The organism is Geoalkalibacter ferrihydriticus DSM 17813 (genome assembly GCF_000820505.1).
GTDB lineage: Bacteria > Desulfobacterota > Desulfuromonadia > Desulfuromonadales > Geoalkalibacteraceae > Geoalkalibacter > Geoalkalibacter ferrihydriticus.
This window is the reverse complement of sequence record NZ_JWJD01000001.1, coordinates 397291-423728: the sequence shown is the minus strand read 5'-3', so window position 1 is coordinate 423728 and position 26438 is coordinate 397291. Positions and strand designations below refer to the sequence as shown.

Sequence of the window (26438 nt, the reverse complement as noted above, 5' to 3'; positions counted from 1 at the left end):
CCGGCATGCTTTTTAAATGCTCCAGCTGTTTTCTTTCCCTTTCGGCCGCAGGGATTCGCGGTGCGACCGATTCAGCCAGTGATCCAACCTAAAGGAGGAGCTTCAATGTCCAAAAAGATGGTGACTATTGACGGAAACACCGCGGCTGCGCATGTGGCGCACGCCACCAACGAGGTGTGTGCGATCTATCCCATTACCCCTTCGTCGGTCATGGGTGAAATCTGCGATGCCAAGAGTGCGGTGGGCCAGAAAAACATCTGGGGTACGGTGCCCAAGGTTGTCGAGCTGCAATCCGAAGGCGGCGCCGCCGGCGCGGTGCACGGCGCTTTGCAAGGTGGCGCGCTGACCACCACCTTTACCGCCTCCCAGGGCTTGCTGCTGATGATCCCCAACATGTACAAGATCGCCGGTGAGCTTACCCCCACGGTCTTTCATGTCTCGGCGCGCGCCATTGCCGCCCAGGGCCTGTCGATCTTCGGCGATCATTCCGACGTCATGGCCTGCCGCCAGACCGGCTGGGGCATGCTCGCCTCCAACAACGTGCAGGAAGTCATGGACTTCGCCTGTATCTCCCAGGCTGTTACGCTGGAGTCGCGTATTCCGGTTCTGCACTACTTTGACGGCTTTCGCACCTCCCACGAAGTGCAGAAGGTGCATGAACTCTCCAACGACGACATGAAGCAGATGATCGATGACGAGTTGGTGCGCGCCCACCGCGCCCGCGCGCTGTCGCCCGATCATCCTGTGCTGCGCGGCACCGCCCAGAACCCGGACGTTTATTTCCAGGGCCGCGAGACCGTCAACAAGTATTATGATGCTTTCCCCGGTATCCTGCAGACGCAGATGGACAAGTTCGCCGGCATCACCGGTCGCCAGTACAAGCTGGTTGACTACGTGGGCGCTCCCGACGCCGAGCGCGTCGTGGTGGTCATGGGCTCAGGTGCCGACACGGTTCACGAATTGGTGGAATACCTGGTTTCCAAGGGCGAGAAGGTCGGCGTGCTCAAAATTCGCATGTTCAACCCTTTCCCGGTCGATGGCCTGGTGGATTGCCTGCCCAAGACGGTCAAATCCATCGCCGTCATGGACCGCACGAAAGAGCCCGGCTCCCTGGGAGAGCCTCTCTATCAACTGGTGCGCACCGCCATCGGCGAAGCCATGGCCGATCAGAAAGTCCAGTTCAAGGGCTATCCGGTCATCGTCGGTGGCCGCTACGGCCTGGGCTCCTACGAATTCTCCCCGGGCATGGCTAAAGCGATCTTCGACAATCTGGCCGGCGCCAAGCCCAAGAACCATTTCATCGTCGGCATCAAGGACGATGTCACCAACGCAAGTCTTGATTACGATCCCGACTTCAAGGTTTCCCACGAAGGCATCTATCAGGCCATGTTCTTCGGCCTGGGTTCCGACGGCACCGTGGGCGCCAACAAGAACTCCATCAAGATCATCGGCGAGACCACCGACAACAACGTGCAGGCCTATTTTGTCTACGATTCCAAGAAGGCCGGCAGCATGACCACCTCGCACCTGCGTTTCGGCATGAAGGAAATCCGCGCGCCCTATCTGGTGCAGACCGCCGATTTCGTCGCCTGCCACAACTTTGCCTTCCTTGAGAAGTTCGACATGCTCAAGAACGCCAAGCAGGGCGCGACCTTCCTGCTCAACAGCCCCTTCAACAAGGATGAGGTGTGGGAAAACCTGCCCCTTGAGGTGCAGAAGCGCATCATCGACAAGAAGCTCAAGTTCTACGTGATCGATGCCGTGCATCTGGGCGAGAAGATCGGGCTGGGCGCGCGCATCAACGTCATCATGCAGACCGCCTTCTTCAAAATCTCCAACATCATCCCCTTTGCGCAAGCCGAAGAGCAGATCAAGGAGGCCATCGTCGCCAGTTACGGCAAGGCCGGCGAGAAGGTCGTCAACATGAACTTCCTGGCGGTGGATGCCGGCGCCAACAACATCGAGGAAGTGGCGGTGCCCGCCCAGGCCACCAGCTCTATCGGCATGAAGAGCGGCTTGGGCGCCGAAGCGCCTGATTTCGTGCGCAATACCATCGGACCCATTATCGACGGCAAGGGCGATCAGCTGCCCATCTCCGCAATGCCCGCTGACGGCACCTTCCCCACCGACACCGCCAAGTGGGAAAAGCGCAACATCGCCGTCAACATTCCCGTGTGGGACGAGGAGCTGTGCATTCAGTGCGGGATCTGCTCCTTTGTCTGTCCCCATGCCACTATCCGCATGAAAATCTACGAAGGCGACAAGCTGGACGGCGCCCCTGCGACCTTCAAGTCAACCGAAGCGCGCGGCAAGGGCCTGGAGGGCAAGAAGTTCACCCTGCAGGTGGCACCCGAAGACTGCACCGGCTGCGGCGCCTGCGTCTACAATTGCCCGGCCAAGAGCAAAGAAGATCCCAAGCACAAGGCCATCAACATGAAATTCCAGGCGCCTCTGCGCGCCGAGGAAGCGAAGAACTGGGACTTTTTCCTGAGTCTTCCCGAAACCGATGCGGCGCTCGTCAACCGCGCCACCCTCAAGGGTACCCAGTTGCTCCGGCCACTCTTCGAGTTCTCCGGGGCCTGCGCCGGCTGCGGCGAAACACCCTTCATCAAGCTGGCCAGCCAGTTGTTCGGCGACCGCATGATGATCGCCAATGCAACCGGTTGTACCTCAATCTACTGCGGCAACTTGCCCACCACGCCCTTCACCAAGCGCGCCGATGGCCGTGGCCCGACTTGGAGCAACTCGCTGTTCGAGGACAATGCCGAATTCGGCTATGGCATGCGCCTAGCCGTCGACAAATTCAACACCTATGCACTGGAGTTGCTGGACCGCATCGCCAGCTGCGATTGCAGCGCCTGCAAAGGTCAGGATGCGCTGTTTGCCGCGATTAAGGATGCCGACCAGTCGACCCAGGAGGCCATCGAGGAGCAGCGCGCGCGCGTTGATCAGCTTAAAACCCTTCTTTCCCAGTGCAACGATGCCGATGCGCAAAATCTGCTGTCGGTAGCCGACTACCTGGTGAAAAAGTCGGTGTGGATCGTCGGCGGTGACGGCTGGGCCTACGACATCGGCTACGGCGGCCTCGACCATGTGCTCGCCTCGGGGGAGAATGTTAATGTCCTGGTGCTTGACACCGAGGTTTACTCTAATACTGGCGGTCAGGCCTCCAAGGCGACACCCTTGGGTGCTGTCGCCCAGTTTGCCGCCGGCGGCAAGCGCATGCCCAAGAAGGACCTGGGACTGATCTCCATGACCTACGGCAATATCTATGTCGCCAAGGTTTCGTTGGCCAACCCGGCCCAGTGCGTCAAGGCTTTCATTGAAGCCGATGCCTACGATGGTCCGTCGATCATCTTGGCCTACAGCCACTGTATTGCCCACGGTATCGCCATGGACAGCGGTATCGAGAACTGTAAAAAGGCCGTTAACTCCGGCCATTGGCCGCTGTTCCGCTTCGACCCCCGCCGCGCCGCGGAAGACAAGAATCCCTTGCAGCTCGACAGCAAGGATTCCACGATCTCCTTTGAGGATTATGCCTCGGTGGAAAACCGATACCGCGTCCTCAAAAAGTCCAACCCCGAAGCCTCGGCCATGCTCATGGAGAAGGCCAATCGCTTCACCGCCAGCCGTTTTGAGCTTTACAAGAAGCTGGCCGAAATGCAGACCGATTGGGGCGCAAAGTAAGCGCTTTATGACAGGATAGTTCAGCTCAAACAGCAAACCCCCGGTGGGAACCGGGGGTTTGCTGTTTTGCGGCCTATTAATTGCAGCTCCTTTTGGAAACTCAGGGATTCTTGATATCAGATCTTTGCGATGCTATAACAGCCTGGCATGCCAACCCCAGTAAGGAGCAAGGCGAACATGTTCGGACCCCAGTCTCCCTTTGTCATGTACGATGAGGAGCTTGAGAACATCAATGCCGTCATCGAGAAGTTGCGGCATGACTCCAATTCCAAGGTCATCTTCCTGGTTGACAAAAATGGTCAGCTCATTTCGTCTGTCGGCGAGACCGCGCAACTCGATACGACCAGTCTTGCCTCCTTGACCGCCGGCAACATAGCTGCCACCGGCGGACTCGCTAAGCTCATCGGCGAAAAGGAATTCTCCATCCTCTTCCACGAAGGGGAAAAGGACAATCTGCACATTTCCATCGTCGGGGGTCGCGTCATTCTGGTGGTGATCTTCGATCAGCGCAGCTCTCTGGGATTGGTGCGTCTGCGTGTCAAGCGCGCCAGTCGCGACCTTGATCAGATTTTTGCCGATCTTGCGCAAAAAACCGCTGAAGCCGAAAAGCGCGGCGGTCTTGGCAGTCCCTTTGCCGAGATCACCGATGACGACATCGACAATCTCTTTCGCTAGGAGGCGTGCCGCATGTCCTTCATCAACTACGCCTCGCGCGAAATCAATTGCAAAATCGTCTATTACGGGCCCGGTTTATGCGGGAAAACCGCCAACCTGCAACACATCTACCAGAAAACCGCCCCGGAGGCCAAAGGCAAGATGATCAGCCTGGCTACCGAAACCGAGCGTACCCTGTTCTTTGACTTTCTGCCCCTGGCGCTCGGGGAGATTCGCGGCTTCAAGGTGCGCTTTCACCTCTACACAGTCCCTGGACAGGTGTTTTACGACGCCTCGCGCAAGCTCATTCTCAAAGGAGTCGACGGGGTGGTTTTTGTGGCTGACTCCCAGGAAGAGCGTCTCGACGCCAATATCGAAAGCCTCGAAAATCTGCGCTACAACCTTGAAGAGCAAGGGCTGATGCTGGAAAAATTGCCTTTTGTCATGCAGTACAATAAGCGCGATCTGGCCAATGTCAGCTCTTTGGAAGAACTGCGCAACCTTCTCAATCCCGATGGGATTCCTGATTTTGAGGCTTGCGCCCTGACCGGCGAAGGTGTATTTGAAACACTCAAGTCCGTGGCTAAACTGATTCTGCTCGATCTGCAGAAAGGTCGGCGCTGAGCGGCGGTAAAAGATCGGGATTTTCCCTTGACTTGTCGCAAGTGAAAAGTGTATAAAGCAACTCGTTTCAAGCCAAGGCTCGAGACAAACCCATTCCCCGGTAGCTCAGTTGGTAGAGCAGGCGGCTGTTAACCGCCTTGTCGCTGGTTCGAGTCCGGCCCGGGGAGCCAAACAATCAAAGGCCGATTTCCTTAAGGAAATCGGCCTTTTGTCGCTATCTCCGTTTTTGTCCCCCAAAACTCTCCCCCATAAAACTGTAGCGGAACCGGTTTCTTGGACACAAGTTAAGCCTACACCACATGACGGATTTCATAGGGCGATTTGAATTGGTTTTTCTCGACGCGCCCGCCTGCTCATGTCGATGCCGTCGACATCAACCGGGCGCAGGCCCCTCTTGTGTCGATAGAATTAAATTGTTTCGACATTGAATGGTTGACATGTCGATATCCTCGACATATCTTGGGCCTATCACCCACTATGTGTCGATAAAAGGCGGATTTGCAAAGATGAAATGGCAACCGGATCAACCCTACAACGCCCTTCCGCCCCTGCCACCCCCGGTGGAAGCGGTCGAAACCCGAACGATTCTTAAAGCCTGTATCGCGGCTCGCGCCGCACTTGCCGAGCTTAAGCAGGCGGGGGAATTGCTGCCGGATCAGGGCCTGTTGATCAACCTGCTGCCGATGCTGGAAGCCAAGGACAGCTCGGAAATCGAGAATATCCTGACTACCACCGACAAGCTGTTCCGCCACGCCCAGCGGGAGAGCGAGGCCGATGCGGCCACCCGGGAGGCGCTGCGTTACCGTACCGCCCTGTACCAGGGGTTCAGGCAACTGCGGGACCGGCCCCTGTCCACCGCAACCGCCATCGAGGTCTGTAGCACCCTGAAGAATCAGGCCATGGAGCTGCGCCGGTTACCGGGAACCGTCATTGGCAATCAGGCTACGGGCGAGGTGATCTACACGCCGCCTGAAGGCGAAATTGTCGTCCGCGATCTGCTGAGCAACTGGGAGCGCTTTGTCCACGCCGAAGACGATCTGGACCCGCTGATCAAGATGGCCATCAGCCACTACCAGTTTGAGGCCATTCATCCCTTTTACGATGGCAATGGCCGCACCGGGCGTATCCTCAATGTCTTGTATCTGATCGAACAGGGGCTGTTGCCCCTGCCGATACTCTATCTGAGCCGCTATATCGTGCAGAACAAATCGGCGTACTACCGTTTGTTGACCCAGGTGACACGGGAGGATCAGTGGCAGGAGTGGATCCTGTTCATGCTCGAAGGAGTCGAGCAGGTATCGCGCTGGACCTGTCTGAAAATTGCTGCCGTGCGGGGGTTGATGGAGCAAACCTCGCACTACGTCAAAGAGCAGCTCCCCAAGATATACAGCCACGAGTTGATGCAAATGCTCTTCGAACAACCCTATTGCCGCATCAGCTCGCTGGCGGAGCGGGATATCGCCAAACGGCAAACGGCCTCGGTTTACCTGAAACATCTGGTGGATATTGGCGTACTGGAAGAAAAGTCCGCCGGCAAGGAGAAACTATTCATGCATACGAAGCTGGTGCGACTGATGTCGCAGGACAGTAACCAATTCCCCCCGTATCCGACGCTATGAGCTGTAGCGGAACCGGTTTTTTGGACAATGGGCATTCTTCTCGGCGGCATGTTGAGGGGCCGGAGAATCGCTTGACGACCGTTCACATTGTTGGATAAAGTGTGCGAAATTCACTGGGAGTCCGGGCTGTTGATCAGAACCCCCCTTCATAGCTCGATCATCTCCGGCATTGTGTTGCTGACCTTCCTCTTTTCTGCCAACGGCTTTCTTTTCGGCAGCCATGCGGCTGAGGAGATGATTTCGGGGGCCGCCCGCATTGATTTCGATTTTGCCTCTCGTTGCGAATCTCACTCTTCATTGCACCATCACGGCCACAGCCATCACTCGCACAGCGACTCCGAATGCTGCGGCGTTCACGGACATCACAGTCACGATTTCAGGATTGGACAGCCGCTAATCGTTTCACCCTTTGTTTTTTCTTCCCAGCGCCGTTTTTTCGACATCGTCGTTTATATCCCCGAAGTTTATCTCGAACGCTTCATCCCCCCGCAAAATAACGCCTGACCCTGCTTTTCACACAACCTCATCCGTCGGCTCGATCCCGGTTGCAAGCCTGTGTCCTTTCGCAATTGATCGCCGAGTGATGATTTTTTGACCTGACCTGGTGCGGTTCGGAATGGCTCACTGCCACGACCGAATCCAAATCGTAACGGAGTAACCATGATTTTGTCGCTCACTGCCCGCGCGCAGTCTGAACAACCATCATTCCACTACAGAGCCCTCCTGAGCGCTTTTCTTTGCATTCTTCTCTCTCTGCTCTTCAGCGCCGTCGCGCATGCCCATGGCGTGGCCGACGGCGACAAGGGCTATATTCAGGAGATTTCCGGCACACACCTGCTCCCCTTCACCTATCTCGGCGCCAAACACATGGTCACAGGCTACGACCATCTGCTCTTTTTGGCGGGGGTGATCTTTTTCCTGTATCGCCTGAAGGACATCGCCATCTACGTCAGCCTTTTTGCGATTGGCCATTCCCTCACCATGCTGTACGGAGTCTATGCCGGGGTGAACGTCAACGCCTACCTGATCGACGCCATTATCGGCCTGTCGGTGGTCTACAAGGCCCTCGACAATCTCGGCGCCTACCAGCGCTGGTTCGGCATCCAGCCCAACACCAAGATCGCCACCCTCGTCTTCGGGCTTTTCCACGGCTTCGGCCTGGCGGCTAAAATCCAGGAATATGAGATCGCCCGCGAGGGTCTTTTGCCGAATCTGCTCGCCTTCAACGTTGGTGTCGAAATCGGGCAACTGCTGGCTCTTGGCGCCATTCTCATCGCTATGGGATTTTGGAGGCGAACCCCGGCTTTTCTCAAATACGCATACACAACGAATGTGGCTCTGATGTGCGCGGGCTTTGTCCTGGTCGGCTATCAGCTCACCGGCTTTTTCGTATCCTGAAACAAGGAGATTTACTCATGTACAATACCGATCTTCCCACCCGAGCTGAACTGCCCACGACAGGCAGACTGGTGCGTTCCACTGTTGTTGCCGCCCTCATTGCGGCGGTCTTGCTCGTTACCACCATCCTTCCGGCGGAGTACGGCATCGATCCGACCGGGGTCGGCCACGCCCTCGGCCTGACGCATATGGGTGAAATCAAAGTCTCGCTTGCTGCTGAGGCGGGAGTTTCAGCAAGCGAGCCGGCTCCCACCACCCCAACACCGCCAGTGACGGTCGAGCAACCGACGGCACCTGTCGAGAGCGCGCCGGTCGGGCAAGCGCACACCATGACGGTCACGCTCAAACCAGGGGAGGCAGCAGAGATCAAGCTGTCCATGCGCAAAGACGCCAGGGTCCTTTTCGAATGGACTTCTGCAGGGGGACCGGTCAACTTCGATACCCACGGCGACCCGGTCGGCGCTCCGAGGGGCTTTTACCATGGCTACGATAAAGGAAGAAATCAGATGGGCCAGTCCGGCGAGTTGCAAGCTGCCTTCGACGGCACACATGGATGGTTCTGGCGCAATCGCTCAAACGCCGAGGTGACGATCACTCTAGACACCAGTGGCGAGTATGAAGAGATAAAGCGCGTACTCTGAGTCCGAATAGAATTAATCTGAGATGAACAACATGGCCCCTTTCACCTTCGGTGACGGGGGCCATGTTCATTGATGTCAAAAAAATGCAACGGCGGTCGCCGTCTCGCATCAGGCTGACTGATGGCCAAACCCGCGGTAAAGCAGGTCATCGACTGCGGCGTTGACGAGATCTTCGATGCCATTTTGGTTGATCTGCTTGAGCAGAAAATGAAAGTCCTCTTCTTTGACCTGGAAAAATGCCTCAAGAATCTGCGGGTCAAAAAGTTTTCCCGAGGCTTGGGCAAGATGCTCGCGCGCCTGGCAAAAGGAAAATGCCTGCTTATAAGGGCGCTCGCTGAGCAGGGCGTCAAAGACATCGACCACGGCAAAGACCCGTGCGGCAACCGGAATGCTGGTCTGGCTCAGACCGTGCGGATAGCCCGAGCCATCCCATCGTTCATGATGAAATTGGATGACTTCGGCGGCGGGCTGCAAGAAAGCAACATCACGAATGATCTCCAGCCCTTTGCAAACATGGGTTTCAATGATGGTACGCTGGTCGGCTGAGAGTTCGCCGGGACGCAGCAGAACATCGTCGGGGATGCCGATTTTGCCAAGGTCATGCAGAAACGCACCAATGACCAGTTTATGGATTTCCGTTTCGGGCAATTCAAGAGAGCGCCCGATGTGAACAGCCAGAGCCACCACGCGCTCCGAATGCCCCTCGGTTTCCATGTCGCGCACTTCAAGTGCTCTGGCCAGGCTGCGGATGGTTGCCACATAGGACATGCCAAGGGATTGATAGGCCTGGCCAAGCTTTTCTTCGTTGGCGACCACGGTCTGTACGGCGCGGCGAAAACGTCCGAACAAAAGCAGGTGAAGCATGATAAGCGTGAGAAAAGACAAAGAGACGACAAGGAAAATATGGCTGCCGAGAAAGCGAAAAGGCGGCGTGACACGATAAACTTCGGCAGCGCCCACCACCTTGTCGCCGTGCACAATAGGTGCATAGAGTTCGACAAGTTTGCCGAATTTTTTCAGGTCCAGATTTTCATGGTCACGCGTGTCCTCGATTTCTGTGTGCGGCATGCGCGTTTGAAGCATTGTCTGCAAACGCGCATTGTCAAATTGCAGGCCGACTTGCTCGCGCTGGCGAAAGGCATAAAGCACCCTACCGTCATGTGCCCATATCTTGAATTCGACGAAATCGGCATAGGCAAGAAAATTTTCAATATTTCCCAGCGCGCGTTGCGCTCTTGGAGAAGGCTCGTGGAGCTCGCCCAAGGGGAAGTCGAGTTCCTTGGCAATGAATGTCTCAAGCAGGTGAAGAGATTCTTGCTGATATGCGCGCAGATGATGGTGGTAAATCAGAGCCGGCAAGGCCACGAGCAGAGCCAGGGCCAGAATCATCACAATCCCCAGGCTGCGATTGAAGAAATTTTTCAGAAGTCGTTGCGATGCCTGTTCGGTCACTTGGATAATCCAATCTTTTTTAAGATTCGAGCAACGGGCCAACGTGTGGCGGTGATGTTTCCCCATCAGCGTCAGCCGAATCGAGACCTGTTTTGGCGGCATAGCCAAAATTGCGGGGCTTGACCCAGGAATAAGACACCAGGCAGCTGGAAGAGGAGGTTGACGTCTCTTAGGCGCAGATCCGAGGGATCACGGCATAACAATTACTTCTTCCTGACCGCAGGGCTCCGCAGGTTCGTCATAGAGCAGATGGGGGACATTGAGTAAGATTTTGACCTCCTGACCCGTCTTCGCCATTCCCTGAATGTAGCGGCTGCACGCCGTTGCGCTTGTGCGCGGCGGCGGCTCAATCTGATCCTCGGCGATATCGGCGACTTCGCTCACCTCATCGACCAGCAGGCCCATGGAGGCCTCGTTGACATGAACCACGATGATGCAGGTGCGATCATCAAAATCACGCGGTGACATGAGAAAGCGCATGCGCACATCCATCACCGGTACGAGTTTGTTGCGCAGGTTGATCACGCCGCGGATAAAATCGGGCATATCCACGACCTTGGTGATTTTCTGCAGGTTGACGATTTCGGTGACGTAGCGGATCTCGATTCCGTATTCCTCGCCGGCAAGATGAAAGCTCAGATATTTGCCCTGCTGGGTGTCTTCCTGCTCGCTGGAGAGTGGCGGGTCCAGGGCCGCGGGCTCTTGCGTCATACGGGGCTCCTTCATCCGTGTGTTATCGCGCGCAGGTTCTCGGAGGCGCCGGCGCCTTGCCTCAAGGTAAAACCTTGCAGCATCTGCCGCAACTCTGCGGCCTGGCCGGAGAGTTCTTCCGCGGCTGCAGCGCTTTGCTCAGCGCTGGCGGTATTTTGCTGGGTGACCTGATCGATCTGGGTGAGCCCCTGATTGATCTGGGCGACGCCTTCACTCTGTTCGGCGGTGGCTGCGGCGATTTCACTGACCAGATCCGAGGTCTTATTAATCGCAGAAACAATCTGCTCCAGCGCGTTTTCTGTCTTTCCGGCAATTGCCACGCCAACCTGTGTTTTCTGACCCGCCTGTTCAATGAGAGTAGCGGTTTCACCCGCCGCCTTGGCACTGCGCGCCGCAAGGTTTCGCACTTCTTCAGCCACGACCGCAAAGCCCTTGCCATGCTGGCCGGCGCGCGCTGCTTCCACGGCGGCATTGAGGGCAAGCAGGTTGGTTTGGAAGGCAATTTCTTCTATGGTCTTGATGATGTGCGAGACCGAAGTGCTGGCCGTATTGATTTCCTTCATGGCACTCACCATTGCCTGCATCTGTGCTTGACCGTGCTCGGCAGACTTTTTGGCCTCACAGGAATTACGATCCGCCTGGGTTGCGTTTTCCGCGCTGGCCCTGACTTGCGCGGCAATCTGATTCATCGAGGCAGCAATCTCCTCCAGCGAACTGGCCTGCTCCGTTGCGCCCTGACTCAGGGATTGGCTCGCATCGGAAACCTCTCCCGCGGCGGAGGCGATCTGGCCACCGGCCCCTTGCACACGCGCCAGAACCTCGTTGAGCGCGGTGTTGGCCTCATGCAGTGGTTCGCGAATCACGCCCTTAGCGCTAAAGGTGAAGTCCCCGGTGGCCAGTGCTTTAAAGGCCGCCACCACCTCATCGCGCATGTTGTCGGCAAAGGCATCAAGGGCCAGGGCCAAGCGGCCGATTTCGTCCTTGCGGCTCATCCGCAGGCGCGGCTCCAGATTGCCGCGCCCGAGTTCTTCGATCATGTGCACCGCCTGGGCGGTCGGGCGGGTAATGCCGCGAATAATCAGGAACGACAACAGAATCGCCAGTAAAATGCCGCCGCCGAGACTGCCGACGACCATCTTCTGAATGAACTTATAGTTACCCACTGCCGTTGCAACTTCGGCTTGCGCCACCTCAAGCTGAACGTCGATTAAGTCGGCGACGGTATCGCTGATTGGATCGATCTTGGCATAGAGTTCCGTCCTGATGAAAAGGACCAGAGCGGCCTCATCGCGTTGCTCGAAAATCTTTCTCAATCTGGACACGGCCTGATCGGCATCGGCCATGAGGGGTCCGGCACGCGTGACAAGAGTTTTCTCCTGCGGCACCAATTCGGTGCCGAGGTAGGTCTGCCAATTGACTCGGATCTGCTGGCCGGCTGCGGCCAGATTGTCTAATCCTTGCTGCCAGCTCAATTCGTTATTACGCACCTTGTGCGCGGTATCAACGATATTGACCGCATACATGTCGCTGACGATTTTAAGCTGTTGCAAGGGCACGACGCGGTCCTGATAGACGGTTTCCAAAGCGTCGTTTGAGGAACTGATTCCGGCGAGACCTTGCAGACCGATGGTCGCCAGAAGCAAGATCAGAATTCCGACCAGAAGGCTCAATCGCACGCCAATTTTTAAGTCACTGAATTTCATCGCCGACTCCTGTGTAATGAGGGAATTATTCGTATTTTTAATGTCGCTTCGCAGGATGCTTTTTTTGTGGCAAGCAGGGAATCGGAGCGGATGCAGATGATTAAGGTGAGCCAATAATATGGCAAGCAGAAAGATTGGTGTCAACTAAAATTTTGCAGGAAAAACTTTACTTAAAGAGTGGGGAATCATCGATCGGGGCCAAAATAGCTTGACTGTTAAATGTGAACCTTGAGATAATTTGTAAAATTTAACATACGGACCAAGGGTCAAGCTGAGAGGATTTGATGGATAATCAATTTTTGGAACAGGTTTTTTCGGCGTCTGGGCCGCTTTGTTTACAGCGAATGCAGTGTCCGGAGCTGGGATTTCTTCAATCCATCCTCGATGCTATGCCCAACCCCGTTGTGCTCAAGGCGCGTGACGGCAGCTATCTTGGCTGCAATCAAGAAATGGAAAAGTGGGCGGGCATGTCACGCCAGGAATTGCTCGGCAAGTCCCCCCTGGATATCTTTGGTCGGTCCTTGGCCGATCTCTGCCTGGAGAATGACCGCAAGGTTTTCGACAGTGGCAAGCCCTGTTCATACGGCGCCAGGATTACCTCGTTCCAGGGCTGTGAAAAAGAGGCGTTGGTTTTCAAGGCGCCTCTGTATCAGCTCGATGGCACCGTTGCGGGCGTTGTCACGACCCTGGTCGATGTTTCCGACTTGAAGACTTCTCAACGCCAACTTCAGGAAAGCGGTGAATTTTGGAAGACGATTCTCGATGAGATGAGTGACGCAGTGGCCATCATCGATGGGGCGACACGCAAGATCATCAGTGCAAACAAAGTGTTTTTGAGGCAGTTCGGGGTTTCCGCCAACCAGGTCCTGGGAGGCTTTTGTCACGATATTGTGTTTCCCGGCGAGAGAGATCAGGCACGTGCCTGGCAGAACCCCTGTCCCTTAAATGAAGCAATTGTCACCGGCCGTGCAACTCTCATGGAGCATCAGCTGTCGTTGCCCGATGGTCAGAGGTGGCTGGAAGTTTCCACCACGCCCATTAAGGATGAAGGCGGCAACCTCAAGTATCTGGTGCATGTGTGCCGCGATGTGACGGCGCGCAAAAAAGCCGAGCGCGAGATCGAGCGCTTGGCCTGTTTTGATCAACTCACTGACTTGCCCAACCGTACGTTGCTGCTGGACCGTCTCCACCAGGCCATCAGCTTGGCCGGGCGCGATGAGCGGATGCTGGCGGTGTTGTTTCTTGACCTTGATCATTTCAAGAAAATCAACGATTCCTTGGGTTACAGTGTCGGGGACAGCATGTTGCAGGCTATCGCACAGCGTCTGCGCCAGTGCGTGCGCGCGAGCGATACCTTGTCGCGAATCGGCGGCGATGATTTTGTTGTGCTGTTGAACTCCATCCACAGCGAAAATGATGTGCTCAGTGTCGTGCGCCATCTACAGGAGGCCCTTGTCCCTCCCGTTCGGGTGGGGGGGCAGGAATTTCACCTGGACGCAAGCATCGGCATCAGCCTGTTTCCCCATGACGGCGACAAAGCGCAGGATCTTTTGCGTACTGCGGAACTGGCTATGCACGAAGCGAAAAACGCGGGCCGCAACAACTACAAGTTTTTTTCCAGCCAGATGAACAGTGAGGCCTTTGAGCGGCTGCGCATGGAAGTAGATTTGCGCCGTGCGCTGCGCGAGGATGAGCTGTTTGTGGTCTATCAGCCTCAGCTCGATCTGACCACCAGGCGCGTCTGTGGGGTTGAAGCTCTGGTTCGTTGGCACCATCCCCAGCTGGGTGTAGTTTCCCCGGCACGCTTTATTCCTTTGGCGGAAGAGACGGGGCTGATTCTACCTTTGGGCGAATGGGTGCTGCGTGAGGCCTGTAGCCAGATACGCGCCTGGCAGAAGGCTGGATTGAACGATTTGCGCCTGGGGGTCAACCTCTCTCCGGTTCAGTTTCGCCAGGCTGGCCTGGTTGCCACGGTACGCGACATTCTCGCAGAAACGGGTCTTGCCGCCAGCAGCTTGGAGTTGGAGTTGACCGAAAGTGTGTTGATGGAAAAAGGTCGTGCCGTCAAGGACAGCCTCGATGAGTTCAAAACTTTGGGTATCCGCCTGTCTTTGGATGATTTCGGTACCGGGTACTCGTCGCTGAGTTATTTGAAATATTTTCCCATTGACCGCATTAAGATCGCACAGGAGTTTGTACGTGACCTCCTGGCCGATTCCAACCATGTGGAGATCGTCAAGGCCATCCTTGCCATGGCCGCCAGTTTTAAGTTCGACGTGATCGCTGAAGGGGTCGAAAACCGCGACCAGTTTGACATGCTTGTGGCGCTGGGATGCCGCGAGATGCAAGGCTATTACTTCGCCCGCCCTCTCATAGCCAAAGAGTGCTTTCATTTGCTGCAGGAGTGGATAGCCGAGCCGCCAGGACCTCTGCGCTGATTTGAGATGCTTCAGGAGAGAAATAAATGTTGCCCTTTTATTCTTCAAGCCAAGCTTCAGCCTGTGCCTCTTCATCGGAGGAGAAAGCCTTGATGGTCAGCCCCGGAATCAATGCGCCCTCCATCTCGCTTATTTTTCTGACCCACTGCTTGCCGGCCACGACTGCGGCACGGTCGAATTTGCGAATAAACCGGAACAATTGAGGCAGACGCGAAAGTTCAACCCCGATGGCACCCAGAGTGGGCATATCGAAATCCCCTATTCGATAGAGCATGCGTCCATGCTCAATACCTTCACCCTTGGCGACAAGATCGTCAAGGGCTACCTTCATCGCATCACGATCAAGTTTGCCGCCAAATTGGATATCTAGGCGATTATCGCTCTTGCGGTGGACAGTGAACATAAATACCCCCAGGATTTACCATCAATTTGTTTGCCGGAAGCCGTTTCGCGAACCATCTGTTGACTTACAGTTTAGCAGATAACCTCCCTCAAGATTAGATCAAATCTATTTTCTGCCCCCCCCTGAAACGTCTAGGCGGTCAAAGGATTAAAGACTTCATTAATTTGATGGGTCCTCTTGCTCAAGCGGCATTATTTATTATGCTTTGAAGAATCGGGCGCTGAGATTTCTTGAGACCTCAGGCTGAGGGTCACGGCCCGATAGAAATCGAGCAAAAGATGCCTATCCTGTGTCGCTTGATTTTCTGGGTGTTGGTGTCCGCAACGGGGGCCGGCTGCAGTTCCTGGGCGTCCATGGAACTGCGTGTGGCCCAGGCGGAGGAGCAGGAACGGCAACTCAAAAAGGCTGTAACGGGACATTTGGATTCCTGGATCGGCAGGCCCGTCGGCTCCGCCCTGGATAAAGCGGTGACAGCTCTTTTGCCTCGTCAATGGCTTGAGAACGCCCCCAGAATTTCTCCGACGCAACCAGGCTATGCAAATATCAGGATAGATGAAAGCACCGGGAAAATCGCCCCGCAAACGCGCCTTTCTCAAGTCCAGCTGCATATTCAGCAGGAACAGGGATGCCTGGCCTGCCATCAGCGATGAAAAAGCCGAGGCCGGCGCGCGGGGCGGCGGCAATTGATTATTTCACCTGAAGATCCTCGGCGGCCTTGCGGTTCATGGGGGTGACGCTGAGCAGCGTCGCATCCTCGCCCTGGGCATCCTCGGATATGGCGACGGTCACCTGTTCGAAATCCTTGCCCTTGCCGTAGCTCGCGACCAGAGCGCCGGCGGCTTTCAAGTCGCCTTCATCGGGCTGTCCGGTGATCAGTCCCAAGGGTCCGGAAATGCCGCAAGCGCGCACCAGCAGCGACCCCTCGCGCAGCCGCTCACGGATCGCGGTATTGTCGTCTTCATTGCGCCCGAGGGTGAGTTTTGCGCGAGGGGAGAGGCGAAACTGCCGGCCGACCTTGAGCAGTTCGACATCGGCGGGGGTGCAGTCGGGCTGATGCTCAAAAAGGTCGTGCAGGCGCCCGGTAAAGGATTTTTCCGTGAGCAGGCAGCCACCGCCGGAAGACGGGTATTCTTTGAGGCCCCATTCCTGGGCAAATTCCTGCTGGCGGCGGCGCGAACGGCCCTGAATGTCAAGAAGTTGCTCGCGCACGACCAGTCCCTGCTCCTCCATGGGCGTGATGGGCAGCAGCTTTGCGGACAGGGGGCGCAAGATGCGCTGGGGGAATCCCGAATAGTTGGCCACCGATTTAAGTGCGTTGATGTTCTGGCTCATGGGACGTTGCCCCAGGACTTCGCCTGAGAAGAGAAAATCAAACCCTTGCTCTTCCATGATCCGCCCCGCCAGACGAAACATCATGGCGTGGCAGTCGATGCAGGGGTTGAGGTTCTTACCGTAGCCATAGCGCGGGTTTTTGACCATCTCGAGGTGCTCCGCGCTGATGTTTTGCACGATCAGGGGGATGTCCATGGCGGCTGCGGCTTTTTGCGCGCGGCCCGAACCGAAGAACGGCGTGACGAAGGAGATGCAGGTGACTTCGATGCCCTGGCGCTTGAGAGCCAGGGCCGCCAGGCTGCTGTCAAGACCGCCGGATAGAAGTCCTAGTGCTTTACTCATATTTCTTTCTCCGAAAAAATCGATTTATCGTGCTGTTAGGTGGGGAAGATACCACAGAAGATTACCGCAGACAAGCCGCGGGCCGAGGAAGACTTGACAGGCAAGGGAAATTGGTAGAGACTAATTATTGGTTTTTATTATCCCTGGATTCGCAGGCAACGGACAGAAAATACCATGGCCAAAATCGATGCTTTGTTCAAATTGATGAAGCAGCAGGGTGCCAGCGACCTGCATATTTCTTCCGGAGCCCCACCTCTGCTGCGCCTGCATGGCGAGATGGCGCAACTCAATTATCCGCCGTTGACCGCCGAGCAGGCCAGGGGCCTGCTGTTTGAGATGTTGACCGGCGAGCAGCGCAAAGAGTTCGAGGAAACCCGCGATCTGGATTTTGCCTACGCTCTGCCGGAGGTGGCGCGCTTTCGCGGCAACATTCTCGACACTCACCGCGGCATCGCCGCAGTGTTTCGCATCATCCCCAGTAAAATCCTCTCCGCCGACGACCTCAACCTGCCGGAGGGCATCCGCAAGCTCACCCGGCTGAAAAAAGGCCTGGTGCTGGTCACCGGTCCCACGGGCAGTGGCAAGTCGACGACTCTGGCGGCCATGGTCGATTTGATCAACAGCACCCGCAAAGAGCACATCCTGACCCTGGAAGATCCTCTCGAATTCATCCACGAGAATAAACAGTCGCTGGTCAATCAGCGCCAGGTGGGACAGCACACCCAATCCTTTACCAGCGCTCTGCGTGCGGCCCTACGCGAGGATCCCGACGTCATCCTGGTCGGCGAGATGCGCGACCTGGAGACCATCTCCCTGGCCATGACCGCCGCCGAAACGGGTCATCTGGTGTTCGGCACCCTGCACACCAACTCGGCGGCCAAGACCATCGACCGCATCATCGATGCCTTTCCCAAGGATGCTCAGGAGCAGGTACGCACCATGCTCGGCGAAAGTCTCAAGGGCGTGGTCTGTCAGCAGTTGATGAAAACAGCAGACGGCAAGGGGCGGGTGGCGGCCCATGAAATTCTCATCGGCAACGCGGCCGTGAGCAACCTGATCCGCGAAGGCAAGACATTCCAGATTCCCTCCATCATGCAGACCGCCAAGGGCGAGGGCATGCAACTCATGGATCAGCGCATCATGGAGTTGTTGAAAGACAGCAAAGTGACAGCGGAAGAGGCCTGCCGCTGCGCCGTCGAAAAGCGCTCCTTTGAGGCGCTGCTGCCCAAAGGGGGCGCAGGCGGCGCGGGACGCTGAGTGCTACGGGTTGCCGTGAGAACTCCGGAGGTGGTATAAGGAGTAAATGCCTTGGGCGCAAACCCTTTGCCGTTTGTGCCTCTTGCTCTCCTCTAGCCTGCGGAGTTTCCCTTGCGCGATAATTTTGGGCGAGTTGTTGATTATCTGCGGCTTTCGGTGACGGATCGCTGTAATCTGCGCTGCCGTTACTGCATGCCGGCGCAGGGGGTCGACTCCCTTGGTCATGGGCAGATTCTTTCTTACGAAGAATTGCTGCGGGTAGCGGCGGCGGCCGCTGCCATCGGCGTGCGCAAGATTCGCGTGACCGGCGGCGAGCCTTTGGTACGCAAGGGGCTGGTGGAATTTATCGGGCGCTTGGCGGCTTTGCCGCAGCGGCCCGAAATCACCCTGACCACCAACGGCATGCTGCTGGCCCAATATGCGGCGCCATTGAAGCAGGCCGGGCTCTCGCGGGTCAATGTGAGTCTCGACACTCTGCGCTCCGAGCGCTTTGCGCAGTTGACGCGCCGTTCCGGGTTCGAGCAGGTGTTGGCGGGGTTGACTGCGGCGGAACAGGTTGGGCTGGCGCCGCTGAAAATCAATATGGTACCCATTGCCGGAGTCAATGCCGACGAGGTCGCCGACTTCGCCCGCCTGACTCTGGAACACCCCTGGGAAATCCGTTTTATCGAATTCATGCCCGTCAGCGGCGACCTCGATTTTCCTCCCGAAAGCCGTTTTCCTGCTGACGACATCATTGCCGCCTTCTCCAGCGTCGCCCCGGTGAAAGTGATCCCGCGCCAGGGATCCGGCGGCGTGGCGCGCCTGTTTCGCTTTGCCGGTGCGTCGGGCCGCCTCGGGGTGATACCCGCGGTGTCTCATCATTTCTGTCATGAGTGCAACCGCCTGCGGGTCACCGCCGACGGGCGCGTGCGCCCCTGTCTTTTTTCCGACGATGAACTCGACTTGCGCACTCTGCTGCGCAGCGGCGTCGGCGACGAGGAATTGCATCGCTTTTTGCGCCATGCCATCAGCGCCAAGCCCGAAAAGCACCACATCGGAGAAGAGGATTTTCGACCCGGTGCGCGTCCCATGCAGGGCATCGGCGGCTGAGGGGCGCGCTACGCAAAAAGGCCCGCTTTGCAGCAGGCCTTTTCAAATCGATTGATCAACAAACTCAACTCTTTTTGTCTTCCGACTCGCCTTCAATTCGATCGGTCTTGGCGCTTTTTCCCTCATCCTCGTCATCCTTGTTGAGGCCTTCCTTGAAATTGCGCAAACCTTTCCCCAAGGCGCCACCGACCTGCGGGAGCTTGCCCGCGCCGAAAATCACCAGAACCAGCACCAGGATAATCAACAGTTCCTGCGTCCCCAATCCGAACATGTCCGCTCTCTCCTAAAAAAAGGGTTACGTCCGAACATACCATCGGCGCGGCGCATTGTGCAACGTCTACGTTATCCGATCCTATTTCACCAGATATTTACGAATACCCTCGGCGAAATCCCTGGGCTCGATACCAAAGGTTTCGCGCCAGGTCTGCATCGCCTCTTCTGCGCACAGGTTGCCTTCGAGCAGCATGGTCAATTGCGCGCTCGTGATGGGAAACTGGGGGATGCTCTGCAAGACCTTGACGACCGGCTTCATCAGGCAGACCGGATGATGCAGCTTGCGCACCGGCGTCTTGCCGAGGGTCTCGCCGATCAGATCGAGAATCTCGTCATAGGAAAAATCCCCGGGGCCGCACAGATGATAAGTCTGGCCCAGGCACTCTTCTTTGGTGAGGGCGGCGACAAAGCTGGCGGCCACGTCTTCCACCGCCACCGGCGCCATGCGATAGCGGCCGTCGCCGATGACCGGTACCACCGGCGCCTTGCGAACCAGATCGGCGAGCATGTTGACGAATTCATCGGCCGGGCCGAAAATCAGCGACGGACGAAAGATGGTCCAGTCGAGTTGCGCGGCGCGCACCGCTTCTTCGCCTTGCCACTTGGTACGGTGATATTCCGATTCGGCGTCGGGGCGCACACCATTGGCGCTCATTTGCAGGTAGCGCCGTACCCCCTGGTTTTCGGCGGCGGCGACCAGATTCCGTGTGGCCTCGACGTGCAATTTTTTAAAGGTGACGCCTTTGCCGGGAAACTCGCGGATGATGCCGACCAGATGAATGGCTGCATCGCAGCCTTCCAGCGATGCGTCGAGGCTTTCGGCGTCGGTGGCGTCGCCCAGACGCACTTCGATGTTTTTCTCGATGGGCAGTCGGCCTTCGGACCCGGGCCGCACCAGGCAGCGCACGATGTGGCCCGCGGCAAGCAATTGCTTCAGCATTTCGTGCCCCACGAAGCCGGTGGCGCCGGTAAGGAAAACTTTCATCGCGATTCTCCCTTGCAGGTACTCAGATTGTTGACAAGTCTTAACCCTTGATCACCGCCAGCGGCCGCAGCCGGGCGACGATGCGGCCGATTCCGGCCTGAGCGACGATGTTCACAACGTCCTTGACATCCTTGTAGGCCTCCGAAATTTCTTCGGCAACCGTGGCACGGTTGGCGGCGCGCACCAGAATGCCCCGGGCGGCCAGTTCGGTCTCGGTGTTGTGGCCACGCGCCTGTTTCTTGGCCGCGTGGCGCGAGAGGACGCGGCCCGCGCCGTGGCAGGTGGAGCCAAAGGTCTCATCGAAGGCCTCCGGGGTGCCGACCAGGACGTAGGAGTAGCGCCCCATGTCGCCGGGGATCAGCACCGGCTGGCCGATGGCGCGATACAGTGCCGGGGTGTCGGGGTGATGGGGTGGAAAGGCACGGGTCGCTCCCTTGCGATGCACGCAGAGGCGGCGTTTTTGGCCCTGCACCTCGTGCTGTTCCCATTTTGCGATGTTGTGGCAGACATCGTAAATCAGGCCCATGCGCAGTTGCGCCGGTCCCTTGCCCAGAACCTGCTCGAAGGTTTCACGCACCCAGTGGGTGATGAGCTGGCGGTTGGCGAAGGCGAAATTGGCAGCGCCGGCCATGGCGGCCAGATACTGCTTGCCTTCGGGACTGGTCAGGGGCGCGCAGCACAGTTGGCGGTCGGGCAAATGGATGCCGTATTTGGCCGCGGCGCGCAACATGGTGCGGATGGAGTCGTCGCACACCTGGTAGCCGAGGCCGCGGCTGCCGGTGTGAATCGAGACGGTGACCTGCCCGGCAAACAGACCGAGCACCGCGGCAGCCTGCTCATCGTGAATTTCTTCGACGACCTGTACTTCGAGAAAATGATTGCCGCCGCCCAGGGTGCCGAGCTGGTTGCGGCCCCGCTCAAGAGCGCGGTCGGAAACCAGTTCGGGCTCGGCGTCGGGCAAGGTGCCGCGTTCTTCGATGTGCTCAAGATCCTCGGCGCGGCCGAACCCGTTGCGCACCGCCCAGTGCGCACCCTCCTTGAGCACCTTGCATTCTTCCTGCACCGAGAGCTTGAGATCGCGCCGGTGCGAGCCGACCCCTGAAGGTACGTTGCGAAACAGCGCGTCGGCCAGTTCCTTGAGACGCGGGCGTACCTCGCTCACTTCCAATTCGCTGCGCAGCAGGCGCACTCCGCAGTTGATGTCGTAGCCCACCCCGCCGGGCGACACCACGCCCCCGTCATCGGGATCAAAGGCCGCTACTCCACCGATGGGAAAGCCGTAGCCCCAATGGATATCAGGCATGGCGATAGAGCGCCCGACGATGCCGGGCAGAGTGGCCACATTGCGCACCTGCTCCAGGGCCTGCTCCTTTTGCAGCACCTCGATCATGGCCTGGTCGGCAAACACCAGGCCCTCGGTGCGCATGGCTCCTTCGCGGGGAATGCGCCAGCGGCAAGCGTCGATTTGTTCGATCTTGACGGGCATGGTTTTATCACTCGCTTCGTTTGCAGCTCGCCGTTTAGCGGCCAGGGGCCTTGTCCCGCAGGCCTACAAGTCCAGGTAAACGCGACCGTGCCAGCCTTGGGCGGTTTGTTCAGCCAGCACTTGATGGTGCGTGACGGCCTTGACCTCGCGCTCGACGGGGTGGCGTTGAAAGTCAAAATCCTCGCCCCTGATCCGCGCCACCAGAGAATCGTCTTCGAACTCAAGTATAAACTCTGCAGGCAGAAAGTCGCGGCATTCAAACTGGAAAAGCAACTCGGACAGCCAATTGACCAGCAACTCGGCAGTGTCGCCGCCGCTGATTTCCACCTGCGCACTGCGCCCGGTGCTGACCCTGGCCCTTTTCCCCAGAATAACCTCGCGCAGTGCCAGGGCCGCTTGCGTGAAAAGCGCCTCGCGGCTCTCTCCCCAAGCTTCCAGCCCTATATCGGCGGTGTGTTCAAGCAGACGATAATGATCCATGTGCCGCGCGCCTAAAGCAAAAAGAACCGGGACGCCTGTTGCAGACGCGGTTCCGGTTCTTTGTTTGATAATGTGCTCTGGCCGCGCCTTATAGGAGTCTTTCCCAGCCGACCCGGCAGAGCCTGTGGTCGTCACTCCAAGTGACCGAAAGAGCACCCTGGTGAGCGCGGTGCAAGACTTTTCCCAGCCGTTCGGCAAGCTTTTGCTCCGTGGTTTCGATAATCAGCTCGTCGCCCTCGCGTTCCATGCGCATGATGCGCTGCAAAGGGTTTTGAGACATGGCGCGGCTTTCTTCATTGCGCAGAATGTTGCGGATTTCTTCTTCGTGTTCCCAAAGGTAAGCACCGCGCAAAGTGACAACGCCTTCGGGATATTTCTCCGCAATCTTCTGGCAGGCCGGACAGCTCACCCGGCTCACCTCGGGATTGGCGCTTTCGACTTCCGCGGCCTGTGCATCCAACTGCCAGCGACGGTTGCGATACAGCGCACCGCAGCCGTCGCAGATCGCCGGCTCCTTCAGTCCTTCCTCGGGATGGTAGGGATCTTCATTGGTGATCGTGCGGTCGCGTTTGCCGCTGATCCCAAACTTTCCGATGTCTTTTTGCATACAAGCCTCCCTTTACGGCAACATGACGCATCCTGTTGTGTCTTCAGTATACCATCTTAACGGGAGGTTTGCGGAATTCAGCGGGGCAGGTCGAGGATCAGGCGAACTTCATATTCAAGGATGGCGGCGGCCAGGCCGAGAACGATCTGATTGGGTGTCGGCTCGCTTTCCCACCAGGCCAGATCGAGCTGGTGAGCAAGGCCGTCCCAGTCGCGGATGATCTGGCCATAGGGATCGGGTGTGTGGCTGAGAATTTGGCTGATTTCACGCGCCAGCACGGAGTTGAGGTCACCAGTGGGGGCTTCAATCAAAGGCATGGCGAACTGGCGGCAAACGATCTCCGCGACGCGGCGTGCCAACTCTTCACGAGATTTCATGGCAAAGGCCTCCTGATAAAGCAAATTTGGAATATCAAAAAAATCACCGTCCAGGGCGCAGCATGCGGCGCCCCTACGCCGGCAGGTCGCGGGCGATGAGTTCGAGCAGATGAATCACACGCGGTTTGAGACCGGCATGATTGATGGTGTCCTGCAACTGCATCATGCACCCCGGGCAGGCGGTGGCGACCAGATCGGAGCCGCTTTGTTCGATGCCCGGCACCTTGCGCGCGCCGATCAGCTTGCTGGTGTCGTAGTGATAGACTGAAAAAGTACCGCCCAGCCCGCAGCAGCGATCGGCGCCTTCCATGTCCACGAAGCGTACCCCGGGCAGGGCCTTGAGCAGCGCGCGCGGCTCCTTGGTGATGCCCTGGGTGCGCAGGTGGCAGGGGTCGTGGTAGGTGACGCGCTGGAAGACTTCCTTGCGCGGCAGCTCGGCGAGCAGCTTGTCGAGACCATGGCGTACCAGAAACACGTTCATGTCCATGACTTTTTCCGCCATGGCCGCGTAGTCGCCCTCGAGGTGCTTGAAATGGCGACCGATGCCCTCGTTGCAGGTGGCGCAGGCGGTAATAATAACATCCGGGGTGCGCCGCGTGAGTGCCGCCAGATTGCGTTCGGAGAGTTCCTCGACGATGTCGCCGGCACCCGCGGAGATGGCCGGCAGACCGCAGCAGCCCTGATCCCCGGGAATAAGCACGGTGACGCCCATGAACTTGAGGATCTTGAGCAGCGCATCGCCGATTTCGGGGTACATGTAATTAATCATGCAGCCGGTGAAAAAGGCCACCGTCGGCTTGCCCGGCTCGCCGGGGATGACCTCGGGATGACGCTCGCGAAAGGGCTTGGCGGCGATGGCGGGGATGCTGCGATCACGGCTCACGAAGGGCACCGGAAAGCGCAGGCGCAAACCGCTCTGGTCGGGGACTTTCTTGAACAGCAGCCCGGAGAAGGTCTTGCCGCTTTTCGCCAGGACGTTCATCAGCCTGGGGCTCTTGATCACCGTGGTCAGAGCCTTGCCGAAATTGCTCAGGCCCTGCTTTTCGGTAATCTCGCGGCGCGCGGCGGCGACGATTTCATCCGTCGGCACCAGGTTCGGGCACTTGTCGAAGCAGCTCGCACACAGCAGGCACTTGCTCATATCCTCGACCATGCGCTCGTCGAGTTCGACCTCGTCGTTGAGCAGCGCATGGGCCAGAGCCACTTTGCCGCGCGCGACGATGGATTCGCGCTTGTGTTCGCCGAACACCGGGCAATGCGCCTGGCAGGCGCCGCATTTGACGCACTGTTCGATCTGTTCGCGGTAGTCTTCGAGTTTCTTATGTTTGGCCATGATTTTATTAACCGCCCGCTCGCATGCTCGCTTGAGCGCGCTGAGAGCGCCGAGAAACCCAAGAGAAAAACCTGAAAAATCTCCTTGAGGCTTGTCTCGGCGCACTCCGCGCGCTCAGCGGTGAAAATTCTAATCCAAAAGGATTTTCCCGGGATTGAGAATGTTGTTGGGGTCGAGTGCCTTCTTGATGGCCTTCATGTAGGCCACCGCCGCCGGATCGAGCTCCATGGCGATGTAGGGCGCCTTGGTGATGCCCACGCCGTGCTCGCCGCTCATGGTGCCGCCCAGTTTGAGAGCTGCGGCGAAGATTTCTTCGATGGCCTGATCGGCTTTTTCCTGCTGGCCGGGCACCTTTTTGTCGATCATGACGTTAACGTGAATGTTGCCGTCGCCGGCGTGGCCGAAATTGACGATGGGAATGGCGTGTTTCTGTGCAATCGCCTCCACCGCGCGAATCATGTCAGGCACTTTGGAGCGCGGCACGCAGATGTCCTCGTTGAACTTGTCGGGGTTGACCTTGCGCAGGCTGGGGCTGACCAGACGTCGCACCTTCCAGATATCCTCGCTCTCGGCGGGGGTGTTGGCGACGCGTGTTTCGACGACGCCCAGGGGCTCGACGATTTCGAGAATTTTTTTCGCCTGGCGCTCAAGCATTTCGCGCTCGCCGTCCACCTCGATGATCAGCACCGCCTTGGCCGCTTCGGGTAGTTGAAGACCGGTGGCCTTGCGCACGCAGTCGATGGTGGTGGCATCCATGAATTCGAGGGTGGCGGGGATGATCTTGCCGCCGATGATGGCCGAAACCGCCTGGGCTGCGCCGTCGATGGAATCAAACAGCACGAGCATGGTTTTGCGCCCTTCGGGCAGGGGCAGCAGCTTGATGATGATTTTGGTAATGACGCCCAGGGTGCCTTCCGATCCGCACATAAGCTTGGTCAGATCGTATCCCACCACGCCCTTCATGGTTTCGCCGCCGGTGCGGATGATATCACCCTGGGGCGTGACCAGTTCAAGTCCGAGAATATAATCCTTGGTCACGCCGTATTTGACGCAGCGCGGGCCGCCGGCGCACTCGGCGACGTTGCCGCCCAGAGTCGAGAATTTCAGCGAGGCCGGATCGGGAGGATAGAACAGGCCGACTTTTTCCACCGCCTGCTGGAACTGCTCGGTCACCACTCCCGGCTGCACTTCGGCCACCAGGTTGTCGCTGTCGATGCGCAGAATCTTGTCCAGGCGTGAGGTGACCAGCACGATACCGCCTTGCGTCGGCAGGCTGCCGCCGGTAAAGCCGCTGCCCGCGCCGCGGGGGAATACGGGAACCTTCTCGGCGTTGGCCAGTTTGATAATCAAGCTGATCTGCTCGGCGTTTGCGGGAAACACCACCGCCTCGGGCAGAAATTTCTGCTGGGTGGCGTCGTAGGAATAACAGATGAGGTCGGCGCGTTCGGTGGTGACCTGATCCTTGCCGACGATCTCCTGCAGGGTGCTGAGGATGTGTTGCTGCATAAGGGCTGTCCTTTGTCCTTGGTCCTTGGTCATTTGTT

At 57.7% G+C, this 26438-nt stretch carries 24 protein-coding genes and 1 tRNA gene; 12 read left to right on the top strand and 13 right to left on the bottom strand.

Translation table 11 applies throughout. The features are described from left to right. The first annotated feature begins 105 nt into the window (after positions 1–105). The 8 genes from nifJ (at position 106) to GFER_RS02045 (ending at position 8623) form a co-directional block, all read left to right on the top strand. Positions 106–3687 (top strand): pyruvate:ferredoxin (flavodoxin) oxidoreductase, encoded by a 3582-nt coding sequence (nifJ, locus tag GFER_RS02080; protein ID WP_040095601.1) that lies wholly within the window; start codon positions 106–108, stop codon positions 3685–3687. 177 nt (positions 3688–3864) lie between these two features. Continuing rightward, positions 3865–4362, top strand: a complete 498-nt coding sequence (locus GFER_RS02075; protein ID WP_040095599.1) for a roadblock/LC7 domain-containing protein — start codon at positions 3865–3867, stop codon at positions 4360–4362. A gap of 12 nt (positions 4363–4374) precedes the next feature. Then, entirely contained in the window at positions 4375–4965 is a 591-nt protein-coding gene (locus GFER_RS02070) for a GTP-binding protein (RefSeq protein WP_040095596.1), read from the top strand. 94 nt (positions 4966–5059) lie between these two features. Beyond that, positions 5060–5135, top strand: a tRNA-Asn gene (locus GFER_RS02065). A 336-nt stretch (positions 5136–5471) separates the two neighbouring features. After that, entirely contained in the window at positions 5472–6584 is a 1113-nt protein-coding gene (fic, locus tag GFER_RS02060; RefSeq protein WP_040095593.1) for a protein adenylyltransferase Fic, read from the top strand. 129 nt (positions 6585–6713) lie between these two features. After that, positions 6714–7088: a hypothetical protein gene (locus GFER_RS02055; RefSeq protein ID WP_139172005.1), complete on the top strand. Its 375-nt coding sequence runs from the start codon at positions 6714–6716 to the stop codon at positions 7086–7088. Positions 7089–7244: 156 nt separating this feature from the next. After that, positions 7245–7982, top strand: a complete 738-nt coding sequence (locus GFER_RS02050) for a HupE/UreJ family protein (protein WP_082047767.1) — start codon at positions 7245–7247, stop codon at positions 7980–7982. Positions 7983–7999: 17 nt separating this feature from the next. Next, a complete protein-coding gene (locus tag GFER_RS02045) occupies positions 8000–8623 on the top strand; it encodes a hypothetical protein (RefSeq protein WP_040095589.1) in 624 nt (207 codons plus the stop codon). A gap of 108 nt (positions 8624–8731) precedes the next feature. Here the strand turns inward: GFER_RS02045 and GFER_RS17400 are convergent, their stop codons facing one another. The 3 genes from GFER_RS17400 to GFER_RS02030 form a co-directional block, all read right to left on the bottom strand. Continuing rightward, positions 8732–10075: an HD-GYP domain-containing protein gene (locus GFER_RS17400; protein WP_052445868.1), complete on the bottom strand. Its 1344-nt coding sequence runs from the start codon at positions 10073–10075 to the stop codon at positions 8732–8734. A gap of 189 nt (positions 10076–10264) precedes the next feature. Beyond that, positions 10265–10786 carry a chemotaxis protein CheW gene (locus GFER_RS02035; protein ID WP_052445867.1) on the bottom strand — a complete coding sequence of 174 codons (522 nt, stop codon included), beginning with the start codon at positions 10784–10786 and terminating at the stop codon, positions 10265–10267. An 11-nt stretch (positions 10787–10797) separates the two neighbouring features. Next, the gene (locus GFER_RS02030) at positions 10798–12489 is read right to left on the bottom strand and encodes a methyl-accepting chemotaxis protein (protein WP_052445866.1); all 1692 of its coding nucleotides are present in this window, start codon (positions 12487–12489) and stop codon (positions 10798–10800) included. A gap of 284 nt (positions 12490–12773) precedes the next feature. Between GFER_RS02030 and GFER_RS02025 the strand changes: the two genes are divergently transcribed. Further along, a complete protein-coding gene (locus tag GFER_RS02025; protein ID WP_052445865.1) occupies positions 12774–14927 on the top strand; it encodes a bifunctional diguanylate cyclase/phosphodiesterase in 2154 nt (717 codons plus the stop codon). Between the two features lie 37 nt (positions 14928–14964). Here GFER_RS02025 and GFER_RS02020 read toward each other — a convergent pair whose 3' ends face one another. Next, positions 14965–15330, bottom strand: coding sequence for a SpoIIAA family protein (locus tag GFER_RS02020; protein ID WP_040095586.1), 366 nt, complete (start codon positions 15328–15330; stop codon positions 14965–14967). Positions 15331–15608: 278 nt separating this feature from the next. Here GFER_RS02020 and GFER_RS18535 point away from each other — a divergent pair, with 278 nt between their 5' ends. Beyond that, entirely contained in the window at positions 15609–15980 is a 372-nt protein-coding gene (locus GFER_RS18535; RefSeq protein ID WP_139172003.1) for a hypothetical protein, read from the top strand. Between the two features lie 37 nt (positions 15981–16017). Here GFER_RS18535 and GFER_RS02015 read toward each other — a convergent pair whose 3' ends face one another. After that, positions 16018–17004, bottom strand: coding sequence for a thiamine biosynthesis protein (locus GFER_RS02015; protein ID WP_040095584.1), 987 nt, complete (start codon positions 17002–17004; stop codon positions 16018–16020). Between the two features lie 174 nt (positions 17005–17178). Between GFER_RS02015 and GFER_RS02010 the strand changes: the two genes are divergently transcribed. Both GFER_RS02010 and moaA read left to right on the top strand, forming a co-directional pair. Next, positions 17179–18261, top strand: coding sequence for a type IV pilus twitching motility protein PilT (locus GFER_RS02010; RefSeq protein ID WP_040095581.1), 1083 nt, complete (start codon positions 17179–17181; stop codon positions 18259–18261). Between the two features lie 111 nt (positions 18262–18372). Beyond that, the gene (moaA, locus tag GFER_RS02005; protein ID WP_040095578.1) at positions 18373–19353 is read left to right on the top strand and encodes a GTP 3',8-cyclase MoaA; all 981 of its coding nucleotides are present in this window, start codon (positions 18373–18375) and stop codon (positions 19351–19353) included. Positions 19354–19417: 64 nt separating this feature from the next. Here moaA and tatA read toward each other — a convergent pair whose 3' ends face one another. The 8 genes from tatA to GFER_RS01965 form a co-directional block, all read right to left on the bottom strand. Further along, the gene (tatA, locus tag GFER_RS02000) at positions 19418–19624 is read right to left on the bottom strand and encodes a twin-arginine translocase TatA/TatE family subunit (protein ID WP_040095576.1); all 207 of its coding nucleotides are present in this window, start codon (positions 19622–19624) and stop codon (positions 19418–19420) included. 81 nt (positions 19625–19705) lie between these two features. Beyond that, positions 19706–20611, bottom strand: a complete 906-nt coding sequence (locus tag GFER_RS01995) for a complex I NDUFA9 subunit family protein (RefSeq protein ID WP_040095573.1) — start codon at positions 20609–20611, stop codon at positions 19706–19708. 40 nt (positions 20612–20651) lie between these two features. Beyond that, on the bottom strand, positions 20652–22097 hold the full coding sequence (locus GFER_RS01990; protein WP_040095571.1) for an RtcB family protein: 1446 nt from the start codon (positions 22095–22097) through the stop codon (positions 20652–20654). A gap of 63 nt (positions 22098–22160) precedes the next feature. Next, positions 22161–22577 carry an archease gene (locus GFER_RS01985; RefSeq protein ID WP_040095568.1) on the bottom strand — a complete coding sequence of 139 codons (417 nt, stop codon included), beginning with the start codon at positions 22575–22577 and terminating at the stop codon, positions 22161–22163. A gap of 88 nt (positions 22578–22665) precedes the next feature. Continuing rightward, on the bottom strand, positions 22666–23184 hold the full coding sequence (locus tag GFER_RS01980) for a BCAM0308 family protein (protein WP_052445864.1): 519 nt from the start codon (positions 23182–23184) through the stop codon (positions 22666–22668). A gap of 77 nt (positions 23185–23261) precedes the next feature. Continuing rightward, positions 23262–23561: a hypothetical protein gene (locus tag GFER_RS01975; protein ID WP_040095566.1), complete on the bottom strand. Its 300-nt coding sequence runs from the start codon at positions 23559–23561 to the stop codon at positions 23262–23264. 73 nt (positions 23562–23634) lie between these two features. Then, complete coding sequence (locus GFER_RS01970) at positions 23635–24894, bottom strand: (Fe-S)-binding protein (RefSeq protein WP_040095564.1); 1260 nt, start codon at positions 24892–24894, stop codon at positions 23635–23637. Between the two features lie 129 nt (positions 24895–25023). Beyond that, complete coding sequence (locus tag GFER_RS01965) at positions 25024–26400, bottom strand: FAD-binding oxidoreductase (protein WP_235263992.1); 1377 nt, start codon at positions 26398–26400, stop codon at positions 25024–25026. Positions 26401–26438 lie beyond the last annotated feature (38 nt).

Bases quoted from the DNA above. Each gene is read 5' to 3' on its own strand.
- tatA (WP_040095576.1), bottom strand. From the start codon at position 19,624: ATGTTCGGATTGGGGACGCAGGAACTGTTGATTATCCTGGTGCTGGTT.
- GFER_RS01990 (WP_040095571.1), bottom strand. From the start codon at position 22,097: ATGCCCGTCAAGATCGAACAAATCGACGCTTGCCGCTGGCGCATTCCC.
- GFER_RS02050 (WP_082047767.1), top strand. From the start codon at position 7,245: ATGATTTTGTCGCTCACTGCCCGCGCGCAGTCTGAACAACCATCATTC.
- GFER_RS18535 (WP_139172003.1), top strand. From the start codon at position 15,609: ATGCCTATCCTGTGTCGCTTGATTTTCTGGGTGTTGGTGTCCGCAACG.
- GFER_RS02010 (WP_040095581.1), top strand. From the start codon at position 17,179: ATGGCCAAAATCGATGCTTTGTTCAAATTGATGAAGCAGCAGGGTGCC.
- GFER_RS02020 (WP_040095586.1), bottom strand. From the start codon at position 15,330: ATGTTCACTGTCCACCGCAAGAGCGATAATCGCCTAGATATCCAATTT.
- GFER_RS01980 (WP_052445864.1), bottom strand. From the start codon at position 23,184: ATGCAAAAAGACATCGGAAAGTTTGGGATCAGCGGCAAACGCGACCGC.
- GFER_RS02070 (WP_040095596.1), top strand. From the start codon at position 4,375: ATGTCCTTCATCAACTACGCCTCGCGCGAAATCAATTGCAAAATCGTC.
- GFER_RS01970 (WP_040095564.1), bottom strand. From the start codon at position 24,894: ATGGCCAAACATAAGAAACTCGAAGACTACCGCGAACAGATCGAACAG.
- GFER_RS02035 (WP_052445867.1), bottom strand. From the start codon at position 10,786: ATGACGCAAGAGCCCGCGGCCCTGGACCCGCCACTCTCCAGCGAGCAG.
- GFER_RS01965 (WP_235263992.1), bottom strand. From the start codon at position 26,400: ATGCAGCAACACATCCTCAGCACCCTGCAGGAGATCGTCGGCAAGGAT.
- GFER_RS02030 (WP_052445866.1), bottom strand. From the start codon at position 12,489: ATGAAATTCAGTGACTTAAAAATTGGCGTGCGATTGAGCCTTCTGGTC.
- nifJ (WP_040095601.1), top strand. From the start codon at position 106: ATGTCCAAAAAGATGGTGACTATTGACGGAAACACCGCGGCTGCGCAT.
- GFER_RS02015 (WP_040095584.1), bottom strand. From the start codon at position 17,004: ATGAGTAAAGCACTAGGACTTCTATCCGGCGGTCTTGACAGCAGCCTG.
- GFER_RS02075 (WP_040095599.1), top strand. From the start codon at position 3,865: ATGTTCGGACCCCAGTCTCCCTTTGTCATGTACGATGAGGAGCTTGAG.
- GFER_RS01975 (WP_040095566.1), bottom strand. From the start codon at position 23,561: ATGAAATCTCGTGAAGAGTTGGCACGCCGCGTCGCGGAGATCGTTTGC.
- GFER_RS01985 (WP_040095568.1), bottom strand. From the start codon at position 22,577: ATGGATCATTATCGTCTGCTTGAACACACCGCCGATATAGGGCTGGAA.
- GFER_RS01995 (WP_040095573.1), bottom strand. From the start codon at position 20,611: ATGAAAGTTTTCCTTACCGGCGCCACCGGCTTCGTGGGGCACGAAATG.
- GFER_RS02045 (WP_040095589.1), top strand. From the start codon at position 8,000: ATGTACAATACCGATCTTCCCACCCGAGCTGAACTGCCCACGACAGGC.
- GFER_RS02025 (WP_052445865.1), top strand. From the start codon at position 12,774: ATGGATAATCAATTTTTGGAACAGGTTTTTTCGGCGTCTGGGCCGCTT.
- fic (WP_040095593.1), top strand. From the start codon at position 5,472: ATGAAATGGCAACCGGATCAACCCTACAACGCCCTTCCGCCCCTGCCA.